We start from the raw sequence: 12371 nt of genomic DNA, 5'->3' as shown, positions 1-12371 counted from the left end.
TTCCCCTTATTAAAATATTTGCTTAATATTTGCCAATTCAACAAGTCCCAATTCGCCAACATCCAATACTGCACCGTGCATACCGGGCGATACACTATTCACCGAACCAACCGCAAGTGTATCTGCAGCGATATCCCGATCACCTTGCCTGGCACTTACTGAAAAACTGTAATTGCCATTGGCCGCAGCAGCACCGCTACTCGTGATTCCATCCCAGACAAAAGTACTCACGCCTTTTGATTGAGGCCCAATGTCTAGATTGCGTACGGCAACGCCGGCACCGTCCATAATCGTGACGGTCAGTTGATCCACCGCTTGAGGTAAGTCCACACCCGCTACAGCTGTATTATTTTCATATGTCATCGAGGTTCCAGGAACCAGAACGCTACGTCCAATCATCGCAGCAGCCTCCATAGAACGGTTTTCTTCAAAATCAGAGACCAATAATTGAAGTGTGGCATTGAGCTTATCAATACCAGTCACTGTGCTGATTTGCGCTAATTGACTAGTGACTTCGGCATTATCAAGCGGATTAAGTGGATCCTGATTCTGCATTTGTGTGACCAATAATTTCAGAAATCGGTCTTGCGGATTATCGGTATCTTGTTTAACCGAAGTAGCCGCAGAATTACCCGAAGCAAGTAACGGCGAGACACTAGAATCCTGGATTGAATTCATTGTTTATCCTTTTATTGGCCAATTGTCAGTGTCTTCTGCAACAGAGCCTTAGTTGTATTCATCATATCTACACTATTCTGATATGAGCGTGATGCAGACATCATATTAACCATCTCATCCACAACATTGACATTCGGCATCGTTACATAACCTTCTTTATTAGCTAACGGATGATTGGGCTCATAAACCTGTTTCATCGGCGATGGATCGTGAATAACGCCGGCCACCTTGACACCGCTAGCGCCATTGGTGGCTGTTTTGAGTGTACTGAAAACGACCTGGCGGCCGCGATAAGGCTCACCCGTAGAGCTGGTTACACTGTCAGCATTGGATAGATTGCTGGCCACCACATTCAGTCGCTGAGACTGTGCAGCCATTGCTGAACTAGCAATATCAAATACCTTGAATAACGACATACGGATTACTCCTTGATAGCGGATAATAAAGATTTGATTTGACCACTTATAAATGTCAGACTGGCATCATACTTAATTGAATTATCGGCAAATCTAGTACGCTCTGTATCCATATCAACCGTATTTCCATCTGCACTGGGCTGCTGGGGAACCCGGTATAGTATCTGGGCAGCGGATATATTTCCGGAGTCTGAATGAATATGTGCTGGAGAGGTTGTCGCCAGGCCTGGCTTCATATTCTTTGATGACAACGTTTCTCGTAACGTCCTGGAGAAATCAATATCTTGTGCTTTAAAGTTTGGCGTATCTGCGTTAGCAATATTGCTGGATAATAATTCTTGCCGGGTTGTTCTAAGATTTAATGTCTGGTGATGAAAACTCAGTGTGTTATTAAGCTTATTGATCATACGCGTATCCTTAAATGATAAATGAATGACTCTACTTATCGTTAAGCATCTAATACGCCGCATATTATTCTTTATACATAACAAATGATCTGACGAATAAGCCTTAAAATAGCCGCTATCTTCAACTATGCGTACTTTCTTTTGTGAATACCATGTCATGGTGCGATACCAATAATCGTCGTATACGGCAATTATTGGTCAGCAACCAGACCAACAGCCGTAAATCCAAACCATTAATTAGATAAATCGCCATTTATGAAACGTATCTTGATAATCAGTTTCAGTCTGCTTCAATTGGCAGGTTCTGCTATCCCATTATCTGCGGCAGAACATAAGCGCTCCTTGCAATTCCAGGAAACACCCTTGATTTTGAAAGCAGTGGAAAATTTTATTTATAATAAAGCGACTGATCTGTCCGGACAGATCATCGTGCATTTGAGTAAGATTGATTCACGCATTACATTACCTCAGTGTCCGGAGATGGAGCCCTTCATTCCAACAGGAGGGAGATTATGGGGAAAAACTTCAATCGGAGTCCGTTGTAATAGTCAAACGCCCTGGACAATCTATGTGCAGGCTGATATTAAAATCATGGCGGATGTTCTTCATGCAGCACAACCCATTACTCAGGGCCGCCCCATCTCACTACATGATATCGTGCTACAGAAAGTCAATCTAGTTCAGATGCCCGAAGGCGTTTTAACGGACGTAATGCAGGCTATCGGTCAAATACCCCGAACTAACCTCACCTCTGGTCAACCATTACGCCAACATATGCTGCGCGCACCTTATGTCATATTACGCGGACAAAAAGTAAAGTTACACATTCAGGGCCACGGATTTAATATCAGTTCTGAAGGCCAGGCACTTGCCGATGCTGCTGAAGGAAAAATTGTTCAGGTCCGCAATGAGTCTGGACGTGTTATTAGTGGCATAGCTCGCGACAATTCAATTGTGCAAGTACAACCGTAAATTGACAAGGCATTTTTGATGACATCAAAATCAGCCTGAATCGGGAGAAAAGAAGCACATTTCTCAGAGTAGAGCTGACAGCCCACTCCGGATCTACTAAAACTACAGAAAAAATTATAACATTACGGTGTATTTGGCTACAGGATGGCTACTTTATCCAAATTGTTTTTGCATTCATAAATTCGCGAATACCCAGTAATGACAGTTCCCTGCCGTAACCTGAATGTTTAATACCACCAAAAGGAAGACGTGGATCGCTTTTAACCATACCATTAACGTAAACGCATCCACAATCCATCGCACGTGCAAAGTTCTCTCCTTTTTGCGCGTCTTTGGTCCAGACACTACCGCCAAGGCCGAATCTTGTATCATTGGCAATACGCAATGCGGCCTGCTCATCTGTTGCACGTATCACAACTGCGACAGGGCCAAATACTTCTTCATCATAAGCAGGCATCCCAGGCTTAACATGATCAAGCAGCGTAGCGGCATAAAACCAACCCGGTCTGCATGGAATCTTGCCACCCGTTACTTTCACTGCACCCTGATCAATACTGCCGCTTACCTGTTGATGCAGTATATCGCGCAAGTCTTCACGCGCCATAGGCGCAAGTGTTGTCTCGGGATTCAATGGATCTCCCACCTGCCGTTTTTCGATGGCCATATGCAGTCTTTCGATAAATTCATCTGCAACTGAATTAAGCACAATAAACCGTTTTGCAGCAATACAACTCTGACCGCTGTTAAGAAAGCGGGACTGAATCGCTGCCATCACGGTTTCATCCATATCTGCATCTTCAAGCGCGACAAATGCATCAGATCCACCCAGTTCGAGTACCGTTTTCTTTAGATATTGCCCCGCAGTAGCGGCCACGCTCCGGCCAGCCTTCTCGGAACCGGTTAAGCTGACCGCATGAATACGTTTATCCGCAATAATCGCTTCAACTTGATTAGAGGAAATGAGCAAGCTTGAAAAAATATGAGATGGAAAACCGGCCGTCTGAAATAATTGTTCCAGCGCCAGCGCGCAACCCGGTACATTAGACGCATGTTTCAATAGAATATTATTACCCGCCATGAGTGCAGGTACTGCACAACGAAACACCTGCCAGAAAGGAAAGTTCCAAGGCATGATAGCCAGTATTGTGCCTAATGGCTGATAAGCAATATAGCTATAACTGGCATCAGATTCGATTGGTGTATCCGCAAGAAATTGCTGGCCTTTATCCGCGTAGTAGTCGCATACCCAGGCACATTTGTCAATTTCAGATTGAGCCTCGCCAATCAGCTTTCCCATTTCAGATGTAATTAATTCAGCAAGGTTTTTCTTCTGAGTGCGTAATACATTGGCCAGAGACCGTAATAATACGGTACGCCCATCGAGTGATAGACTCGCCCACTCCGATCTTGATCGTGCCGAATTATCAAGAACAGCCTCTACCGCATCATGAGAAAATAAATCATAGCATTTTATTTTTTCGCCAGTTGCAGGATTAGTTGCATGAATGATTGCCATATTTTAATTTGTCTCATATCGTACCCTCTCCTGAGCCACGCATCGAGATATCAGCCCCAGGGTGATTACAATCTATCCTCAAAACATTACGCAGTACACCACTACTGATGGAGAATTACGCTGATCAAAAACCAAGGCCTGTTTAATTATTCATCGATCTAATTGCGTCCAGATTAGCTTGCGCATCAAGATTTCCCTGTGCAGCCGCTTTCTCAAACCAGTGAATAGCCTCATCTACATCTCGGGCAACGCCTTCTCCCGTATAATACAGCGCACCCAGATTATTTTGGGCATCAACATGTCCTTGATCTGCTGCGTTCTGAAATAACTCCACAGCTTTAGCCGTGTCTTGAGAAACACCTTCACCATTTGCATACATCAGGCCCAAATTAAATTGCGCATCGGCATATCCTTGCTCCGCTGCTCTGAAAAACCAGCCTGCAGCCAGTTCCGGGTCATTTTCCAATATTTGGCCTGCCCCATTCTTGGAAATTGCTTCGCCTGTATAATACATGACACCCAAGCCGTTCTGTGCTTTGGCATCTCCCGTTCTTGCTTCTTCCAGTAATTGTTTGAATTTTTCTTCAGCAGCCAATTCATCTGCCGATCCAGAAGGTAATATCTTTTCTCTCAATTCTGCTTTTTCTTCCGGCGTCAACCCCTCTTCCAGTACGGATGGCAGCTCATCAATAGATGTAAACTCATCCATCAGCATCATAGGTGCCTCCGTTTTAGATTTATCATTGAGTGCTTCCTCTCCACAACCAGTCAGTATTAATAGTGGTACAGCAAGCAATGAGACAACAAGAACATTCATTTCGTTTTTCCTCTATTTCTTTTTTTAATTAAATTAATTCAGCATGGTCATTATTACATCAGGCCCGAAAATATCATTTACAAACGATCAAATATTTAAACTGAATATAGCTATACATGAAGATGGGGATCCTATGTTCACTGGTCGGCACCCGCTTTTTTAAGTAACTGCATCGCTTCTCTATGCTGGTACATGGTTGCCAGCATTAAAGCGGTCATCCCATTTTGTGCTTGGGCATTCACCGCTGCACCGCCTGCTAATAATGAATAAATCGCGCCTTGATGGCCATGTTGAGCAGCCAGCATCAATGCAGTCGCGCCATTCTCTAACACAGCATTAGAGTCCGCGCCTGCATTCAACAATGCTTGTATTATCTGTTGATGACCTTCCTGTGACGCCAGCATCAATGCGGTCATACCGTCTTCTCTGGTTACATTGATATCTGCTTTCATGGCAAGTAGTATCGATACAGCCTGCTGTCGGTTTTTTTCAGAAGCCAGCATTAATGCGGTTGTATTATTCTCTGCTGTTGCATTTACTTCAGCACCAGCGGCAAGCAAAGCTTCGACCATTTGATGTCGCCCATCTTGCGAAGCCAGCATCAAAGCAGTATAGTCGTTTTTTGATCGAGCATTGGCGTCGGCTCCAGTGTGCAACAGAATTTGTACGATCGATTTGCTACCCTTTTTAATCGCTGCGATTAATGCAGCATTTCGTTCAGCATCTTCGATCTCTTGAGTATCAAGCAATGCCTTGACTAGTCTAAGATTTCCTTTCCCCGCTGCAATTGCAAGATCATTATTTTTTATATCGGCCCATCCATTTGTTGAGAAATAAGCCAACACCAATAACAAACTTAAAACAAATGTATATTTCTGTACCCTTATCATTTAAGTGCTCCTTCCTAAAATAATATTCCAAACGAATATTAGATAGGTCTAGCCGACCAAGTTCAAATAAACCACGCCAACATTTATTAAAAATGATACCAATATTAATATTTCATGCGTGTATTATGCCATCGCGCCATTAGGAACTATTAACGTACGATGATCATCTCATTCCCTCTCCCTACGACCTGTGCTATCCTCGTAAGTGAAAAGCGATATTAAGAATAAAATTCTTCCAATACAAGAGGCGTACGGTGGGCTTAAGATAGACTGATTAGATTAACAAAAAACAGCCCACAATAATAGGCATAATCCTGCTTTTGTCCTTAGACCTTATAAGCTTATTAGCTTCAGCAGGGCTTTATATAGCAATTTATTTTAGCAAATAATTTCGGTTATTTTTTCTGAGAATTTCCAGAGATTAATCTATGAAGGCCTATCAAACAAACGCGATGACTACTGACTATTACGACATTACAATTATCGGTGGTGGCCCAGTAGGCATGGCATTAGCGCTTATTCTACGAAATAGCGGGATCTCTACGTTATTACTCGAGGCACGTGGTTTGCCCAAGCAAGCTCCGGATCCACGTCCACTCGCACTGGCACATGGCAGCCGCTTGATTCTACAGCGCCTGGGTGTATGGGAAAAGCTGCCTGATACGACACCAATTACGACCATTCATATCTCTAACCGGGGATGTTTCGGTAGGACAATACTGACCACCCGTGACGCAGCTGTCCCTGCACTCGGATATGTAGTTAACTATCATGATCTATTTCGTACGATGTATGAAACGTTGCAAGACTATCAGGCAGATTATCTCGCAGGCATCAATGTAACGCACTTCGAGATAAGTGATGATCGAGGGCAGGTGCAATTTCACTACGGCAAAGAAGAAAAGAAAGTCAATACAAAACTACTGGTTTTCGCTGACGGTGGCCGCCTTGCCGAACGAATCGAGGATATATCTTACTCTACCCATGATTATCAACAATGGGCCATTGTTGCAAATATCAAGGCAAAAACATCACAATCTGGCGTCGCTTATGAGCGTTTCACGCCGAGTGGCCCTATTGCGTTACTGCCTTCAGAGGATGGATTCTCTTTAGTATGGACCCTCACGCCATTGGTAGCAAAAGAAGTACTTGCACTGGATGATGCCAAATTCCTCACATTGCTGCACAGCCATTTTGGTGACCGACTGGGTGAATTCACTCAAGCTGGCAAGCGATCAGGATTTCCACTTTCGCTTCGATATGCCACACCCATTACATCTCGACGGATCGCACTAATAGGAAATGCAGCGCAAACGCTGCATCCTGTTGCGGGGCAAGGTTTAAATCTCGGATTACGGGATGCATGGGGACTGGGTAGTGAAATTCTGACATCAATAACTGACATGAATGAAATAGGCACACCTATAATGCTTTCCAAGTATCGTCAGCGACGTCAAATAGATAGTAACGCAGGACGAATTTTTACAGACTCTCTGGTAAAACTTTTTTCCAATAATCATGCTTTGATAAGAAATACCTGTGGCTTAGGGCTCAGCGCACTGGACTGTTTGCCCCCGTTAAAACAATTTGTTGCGCGTCGTATGATATTTGGCGCCAGAAACTAATCTTCAGGATCTTAAACAAATCTCTTTGTCAAAACAGTAAATAAATTGGTCATTCCAGAAAAAACTCATTAAAACATGTGTTTCATTTCTTTGTATTATTAACATTTTTTATACGGGAATCACAGGGTTAAAATCTTATCGTTTCCCTGTCATGTTTTTTTCTATTTTATTTATCACACTATATATTTCAGCATCATGCAAATAGGCACTCATATTCTCAAAAATAACCTGATTGTTGCGCCTATGGCGGGCGTCACCGATCGTCCCTTTCGGCAGCTGTGTAAAACGATGGGTGCAGGTATGGCTGTTTCAGAAATGGTATCGAGTAATTCATTACTATGGGGTTCAGAAAAAACCCGACGACGCGCCAATCACGTAGGTGAGGTTTCGCCAATCTCAGTACAGATTGCAGGGGCTGACCCTGAAATGATGGCTGCCGCAGCCCGCTATAACATGGATCAAGGGGCGCAAATTATCGATATTAATATGGGCTGTCCAGCAAAAAAAATCTGTAATGTTATGGCCGGCTCTGCGCTATTACGCGACGAAGTATTAGTAAAAAAAATACTCGAGGCAGTAGTAAATGCAGTCAATATTCCTGTTACGCTTAAAATTCGCACCGGCTGGGATACACAACATAAAAATGCGCTCTCTATAGCAAAAATTGCTGAAAAAACAGGGATACAAGCGCTTGCCATTCATGGGCGTACGCGCGCCTGTGCATACGGAGGTCAAGCTGAATATGACACGATTGCAGCTGTAAAAGCTGCGGTCAAGATTCCTGTAATCGCTAATGGCGATATCACAACACCCGAAAAAGCCAAGCAAATATTTGAATATACGGGAGTCGATGCCATCATGATAGGCCGCGCTGCACAAGGCAGACCTTGGATTTTCCGTGAAATTAATCATTATCTTACTACTGGAAAACATTTACTTCCACCAAAGATAACTGAAATTCATCACGTACTTATTAACCATTTAAACGATCTTTACCATTTCTATGGCGAATATTCAGGTGTTCGTGTCGCACGTAAACATATTTCCTGGTATACCAAAGGGCTGATTGGCTCTGCCGTATTTCGTCATACCATGAATCAATTACAGACTTGTGAACAACAAATATTAGCTACCGATGTATTTTTTACCGAGTTAACCGATCATGGATCACGACTGAGCTATATGACAAGTGAAGGAATGGCAACGGTATGAATGCAATCAATGAAAATGAGATCGCATCCTGCGTACGTAAGGCTTTAAATAATTATCTGAATGATCTGGAGGGTGAAAAACCCAGCTCTATTCATGGAATGGTCATACAGTCCGTAGAAAAACCCATGATTGAAGTGGTCATGCAACATACCTGCGGAAATCAAACCCAGGCTGCTGAGTTACTCGGCATCAATCGCAATACCCTCCGTAATAAGATAAAGCAGTATCAAATTAAATAAGGTTATAAAATGACTATAAAACAAGCACTTATAAGTGTTTCCGATAAAACAGGCATCGTTGATCTAGCACAAAAACTCAGTCAGCTTGGAATCATTATTCTTTCCACCGGGGGTACTGCCAAACTATTACAAGATGCGGGTATAGCCGTCATTGAAGTCAGTGATTATACCGGTTTCCCGGAAATGCTGGACGGACGTGTCAAGACGCTACACCCGATCATTCATGCAGGTATTCTGGCACGCCCTGATTTACCTGAACATAAACAGGCGTTAGAGAAAGCCGCCATTTCAGGAATTGAATTAGTCATTGTCAATCTTTATCCATTCAGCCAAACTATTGCAAAACCGAATTGCAGTCTCGAAGAGGCAATCGAAAATATCGATATTGGTGGTCCAACATTAATACGGGCTGCAGCGAAGAACTATCAACACGTCACAGTACTGACTGATCCAGAGGATTACGCTTCATTATTGACAGAGATAGAATCAAATAATGGGATGGTTTCATCCGCGTATCGTTTCCAGCTGGCACAAAAAGCATTCTCTCACACCGCAGCCTACGACAGCATCATCAGTAATTACCTTACCGCCATTGATGTTCATAAGCAAGCAAACGTGTTTCCCGAATATCTCAATCTTAACTTCCACATGGCACAGCATTTGCGCTACGGTGAGAATCCACATCAGGAAGCTGCTTTTTATCGTGATCAAACACCTGTTCCTGGCGGTCTTGCCGATTACACACAGATACAGGGAAAAGCACTCTCATATAATAATATTGCAGATACAGATGCAGCATGGGAATGTGTCAAGACTTTTAATGAACCGGCCTGCGTTATTGTCAAGCACGCAAATCCATGTGGTGTGGCCATAGCAGATACCTTATTGACTGCATATCAGCATGCATTCGCCACGGATCAAACCTCCGCTTTTGGTGGCATTATTGCTTTTAATCGAACCTTGGATAAAGTAACAGCTGAAGCGATTATTAAGCAATTCGTCGAAGTAATCATTGCCCCTGAAATAACGAACGAGGCTATTCAGGTGCTCGCTCAAAAGCCGAATATACGCATTCTCAGCTTGCCAGTGCAAAGTGGACAAAATCAATTTGATTTAAAACGGGTCGGCGGTGGATTATTGGTGCAAACACCCGACAATCACAATATTACCCTCAATGAACTGAAAGTAGTCACAAAAAAACAACCCACTTCTCAACAATTGGAAGATTTGTTATTTGCATGGCGTGTTGCTAAATTCATTAAATCTAACGCTATCGTTTTCAGCGCCAACGGGCAGACGCTGGGTATCGGCGCGGGTCAAATGAGCCGAGTAGACAGTGCACGCATCGCTTCAATTAAAGCCCAACAAGCCGGGTTCACGCTAACAAATTCGGTAGTCGCATCAGATGCTTTTTTTCCTTTCCGAGATGGACTGGATGTAGTGGTACAGGCAGGTGCCAAAGCGGTTATTCAGCCCGGTGGCAGTGTTCGTGATGCGGAAGTCATTGCGGCTGCAGATGAACAGAATGTTACGATGGTATTTTCAGGTATTCGACATTTCCGGCATTAATAACTCATCAATATTTACAATGAAACTACTCGTTATTGGAAGTGGAGGAAGAGAGCATGCGCTGGCATGGAAACTCATTCAATCACCTCGTGTCCTTAAAGTATTTGTTGCACCCGGTAATGCAGGGACAACACAGGAACGGGGTATAGAGAACCTCTCTATTACCGCTATTCCTGATCTGATTAAATTTGCTAAAACAGAGGATATCGCACTAACAATTGTTGGCCCAGAGGCACCATTAGCCGACGGAATTGTTGATGCTTTTCATATGGCTAACCTGAAGATTTTTGGTCCAACCAGACAGGCAGCACAACTGGAAGTATCTAAAGATTTTTCTAAGGCATTCATGCAACGCCATCATATCCCCACCGCTGCTTATAGCGGTTTCAGTGATCCGATCAAAGCGCATCATTATGTAGAAGAAAAAGGGGCACCTATCGTCATCAAAGCCAATGGCTTAGCTGCCGGTAAGGGTGTTATTGTCGCCATGACACCTTCAATAGCCCACGCAGCAATCGATAGCATGCTTGTTGAAAAGAATCTGGGTGACGCCGGGATGCACATTATTATCGAAGAATTTCTACAAGGTGTAGAGGTTAGTTTTATCGTTATGGCGGATGGCCGTCATGTATTGCCACTGGCGACCAGTCAGGATCATAAGCGCCTGCTAGATGGAGACCAAGGGCCCAATACCGGCGGGATGGGCGCATATTCACCCGCTTCCTTTATCTCTCCCGAATTGCATGCCCGAATAATGCAAGAAATTATTTATCCTGTCATCAATGGAATGGCACAAGAAGGCACAAGCTACACCGGCTTTCTTTATGCGGGACTGATTATTACTCCAGATAACAAGATCAAGGTATTAGAATTTAATTGCCGCATGGGCGACCCTGAAACCCAGCCCATTATGCTGCGCTTAAGAAGCGATCTTTCTGTCTTAATAGAACAAGCATTAAATGGAACACTTGATAAAGCAAAAGCAGAATGGGATTGCCGCGCGGCCCTGGGTATTGTCATAGCTGCACACGGCTACCCGGAAGCACCCCGAAAAAACGATGTTATCCGCGGACTGACAGACCTGAATTTAGAACAGGAAAATACAAAAGATTTTCATGTGTTTCACTCGGGAACAGCTTTAGGTGGGAAGAATGGAAAAGAAATTATCACATCAGGTGGGCGTGTATTATGCATCACGGCCCTGGGCGACAGTATTAAAATAGCGCAACGCAACGCTTACAGATTAGCTGACAGGATTGATTTCAATGGTTGCCAAATGCGACGTGATATCGGTTATCACAGCATTAATCCGTATTTAAAATAATCAAAGCTGATCGTTCTGCCAAATGAATCTGGCGCGCTAATTTGGAAAATTTTATGGATTCGGAAATCGTTTAATGGCTGTACAGGCTCTGTGGTTTGTTACCGTCACGGCGGGTTGCCGCGTTGGTGGCAGTATTACATGTACAGAATCCATGTAAGAATTAAACCAATCGTTCTATTCTAATTTTATCAAATAGCGCGTAAAACTTCGTCCTTCAGGGCGGAGATATAAGCGCACAGGCGAAGCCTGTTTAATGCGGTCTTTGCTGTTGTTCAATATATTGCTTAATAATCGAGAGTGTAATCGAGAGTGGTGCTCCACCACAACTACCCGCAAAATAGCTTGGACTCCAAAGCATATTACCCCAAAGCTTATTTTTAATTTCGGGATAATTCTTTTTGCGAATAAGTCGGCTTGAAACGCCTTTCAAACTATTTACCAAGTTAGAAATAGCAATTTTTGGTGGATAGTTAACTAAAAGGTGAATATGATCATGCTCACCGTTAAATTCCACCAATTCTGCTTCAAAATCCAAACACACGTTTTTAAATATTTCTTCCAAATCAATTAATACCCTTCCGGAGAAAACATCTCTACGGTATTTTGTTACAAAAACCAAATGAACATGAAGATTAAAAACACAATGTCTTCCTGTTCTTACATTGTTATTAACTTGCATAGACCAATTCCTTTTTGTATAATTATA

13 protein-coding genes are annotated in these 12371 nt (G+C 43.2%); 6 read left to right on the top strand and 7 right to left on the bottom strand.

What is annotated here, in order from left to right; genetic code table 11:
• Positions 1–9: 9 nt before the first annotated feature.
• Genes BUQ89_RS08915 through flgB form a run of 3 tightly spaced genes read right to left on the bottom strand, consistent with a single transcriptional unit; the run spans position 10 to position 1501 of the window.
• Positions 10–678, bottom strand: coding sequence for a flagellar hook assembly protein FlgD (locus BUQ89_RS08915; RefSeq protein WP_028460573.1), 669 nt, complete (start codon positions 676–678; stop codon positions 10–12).
• 11 nt (positions 679–689) lie between these two features.
• Positions 690–1094 carry a flagellar basal body rod protein FlgC gene (gene flgC, locus BUQ89_RS08910; RefSeq protein ID WP_028460574.1) on the bottom strand — a complete coding sequence of 135 codons (405 nt, stop codon included), beginning with the start codon at positions 1092–1094 and terminating at the stop codon, positions 690–692.
• Between the two features lie 5 nt (positions 1095–1099).
• Entirely contained in the window at positions 1100–1501 is a 402-nt protein-coding gene (gene flgB, locus BUQ89_RS08905; RefSeq protein ID WP_028460575.1) for a flagellar basal body rod protein FlgB, read from the bottom strand.
• 267 nt (positions 1502–1768) lie between these two features.
• Here flgB and flgA point away from each other — a divergent pair, with 267 nt between their 5' ends.
• On the top strand, positions 1769–2473 hold the full coding sequence (flgA, locus tag BUQ89_RS08900) for a flagellar basal body P-ring formation chaperone FlgA (RefSeq protein WP_245812962.1): 705 nt from the start codon (positions 1769–1771) through the stop codon (positions 2471–2473).
• Positions 2474–2621: 148 nt separating this feature from the next.
• On the opposite strand, the gene BUQ89_RS08895 is transcribed toward flgA, so the two are convergent.
• From BUQ89_RS08895 to BUQ89_RS08885, 3 genes are all read right to left on the bottom strand, one after another.
• Positions 2622–3989 (bottom strand): NAD-dependent succinate-semialdehyde dehydrogenase, encoded by a 1368-nt coding sequence (locus BUQ89_RS08895; protein WP_028460577.1) that lies wholly within the window; start codon positions 3987–3989, stop codon positions 2622–2624.
• A gap of 142 nt (positions 3990–4131) precedes the next feature.
• Entirely contained in the window at positions 4132–4806 is a 675-nt protein-coding gene (locus BUQ89_RS08890) for a tetratricopeptide repeat protein (protein ID WP_028460578.1), read from the bottom strand.
• Between the two features lie 137 nt (positions 4807–4943).
• Complete coding sequence (locus BUQ89_RS08885; RefSeq protein WP_028460579.1) at positions 4944–5696, bottom strand: ankyrin repeat domain-containing protein; 753 nt, start codon at positions 5694–5696, stop codon at positions 4944–4946.
• A 428-nt stretch (positions 5697–6124) separates the two neighbouring features.
• On the opposite strand from BUQ89_RS08885, the gene BUQ89_RS08880 reads away from it, so the two are divergent.
• From BUQ89_RS08880 to purD, 5 genes are all read left to right on the top strand, one after another.
• Positions 6125–7321 carry an FAD-dependent monooxygenase gene (locus BUQ89_RS08880; RefSeq protein ID WP_245812961.1) on the top strand — a complete coding sequence of 399 codons (1197 nt, stop codon included), beginning with the start codon at positions 6125–6127 and terminating at the stop codon, positions 7319–7321.
• Between the two features lie 195 nt (positions 7322–7516).
• Positions 7517–8533 (top strand): tRNA dihydrouridine synthase DusB, encoded by a 1017-nt coding sequence (gene dusB / locus BUQ89_RS08875; RefSeq protein ID WP_028460581.1) that lies wholly within the window; start codon positions 7517–7519, stop codon positions 8531–8533.
• Positions 8530–8772, top strand: coding sequence for a helix-turn-helix domain-containing protein (locus BUQ89_RS08870; RefSeq protein ID WP_028460582.1), 243 nt, complete (start codon positions 8530–8532; stop codon positions 8770–8772). The genes dusB and BUQ89_RS08870 overlap by 4 nt, the downstream gene beginning before the upstream one ends.
• Before the next feature lie 9 nt (positions 8773–8781).
• On the top strand, positions 8782–10341 hold the full coding sequence (gene purH, locus BUQ89_RS08865; protein ID WP_028460583.1) for a bifunctional phosphoribosylaminoimidazolecarboxamide formyltransferase/IMP cyclohydrolase: 1560 nt from the start codon (positions 8782–8784) through the stop codon (positions 10339–10341).
• Between the two features lie 19 nt (positions 10342–10360).
• Complete coding sequence (purD, locus tag BUQ89_RS08860) at positions 10361–11665, top strand: phosphoribosylamine--glycine ligase (protein WP_028460584.1); 1305 nt, start codon at positions 10361–10363, stop codon at positions 11663–11665.
• A gap of 250 nt (positions 11666–11915) precedes the next feature.
• Here purD and tnpA read toward each other — a convergent pair whose 3' ends face one another.
• Positions 11916–12344, bottom strand: coding sequence for an IS200/IS605 family transposase (tnpA, locus tag BUQ89_RS08855; RefSeq protein ID WP_074202584.1), 429 nt, complete (start codon positions 12342–12344; stop codon positions 11916–11918).
• Positions 12345–12371: the final 27 nt, after the last annotated feature.

It is taken from the genome of Nitrosomonas cryotolerans ATCC 49181, assembly GCF_900143275.1.
Classification (GTDB): Bacteria; Pseudomonadota; Gammaproteobacteria; order Burkholderiales; family Nitrosomonadaceae; genus Nitrosomonas; species Nitrosomonas cryotolerans.
The sequence above is the reverse complement of the archived record's forward strand: the minus strand, read 5'-3'. Positions and strand labels throughout refer to the sequence as shown.

What these genes read in the sequence shown, in the direction of transcription:
- BUQ89_RS08915 (WP_028460573.1), bottom strand. Translation starts at nt 678, where the DNA reads ATGAATTCAATCCAGGATTCTAGTGTCTCGCCGTTACTTGCTTCGGGT.
- flgC (WP_028460574.1), bottom strand. Translation starts at nt 1,094, where the DNA reads ATGTCGTTATTCAAGGTATTTGATATTGCTAGTTCAGCAATGGCTGCA.
- flgB (WP_028460575.1), bottom strand. Translation starts at nt 1,501, where the DNA reads ATGATCAATAAGCTTAATAACACACTGAGTTTTCATCACCAGACATTA.
- BUQ89_RS08895 (WP_028460577.1), bottom strand. Translation starts at nt 3,989, where the DNA reads ATGGCAATCATTCATGCAACTAATCCTGCAACTGGCGAAAAAATAAAA.
- BUQ89_RS08890 (WP_028460578.1), bottom strand. Translation starts at nt 4,806, where the DNA reads ATGAATGTTCTTGTTGTCTCATTGCTTGCTGTACCACTATTAATACTG.
- BUQ89_RS08885 (WP_028460579.1), bottom strand. Translation starts at nt 5,696, where the DNA reads ATGATAAGGGTACAGAAATATACATTTGTTTTAAGTTTGTTATTGGTG.
- BUQ89_RS08880 (WP_245812961.1), top strand. Translation starts at nt 6,125, where the DNA reads ATGAAGGCCTATCAAACAAACGCGATGACTACTGACTATTACGACATT.
- dusB (WP_028460581.1), top strand. Translation starts at nt 7,517, where the DNA reads ATGCAAATAGGCACTCATATTCTCAAAAATAACCTGATTGTTGCGCCT.
- BUQ89_RS08870 (WP_028460582.1), top strand. Translation starts at nt 8,530, where the DNA reads ATGAATGCAATCAATGAAAATGAGATCGCATCCTGCGTACGTAAGGCT.
- purH (WP_028460583.1), top strand. Translation starts at nt 8,782, where the DNA reads ATGACTATAAAACAAGCACTTATAAGTGTTTCCGATAAAACAGGCATC.
- purD (WP_028460584.1), top strand. Translation starts at nt 10,361, where the DNA reads ATGAAACTACTCGTTATTGGAAGTGGAGGAAGAGAGCATGCGCTGGCA.
- tnpA (WP_074202584.1), bottom strand. Translation starts at nt 12,344, where the DNA reads ATGCAAGTTAATAACAATGTAAGAACAGGAAGACATTGTGTTTTTAAT.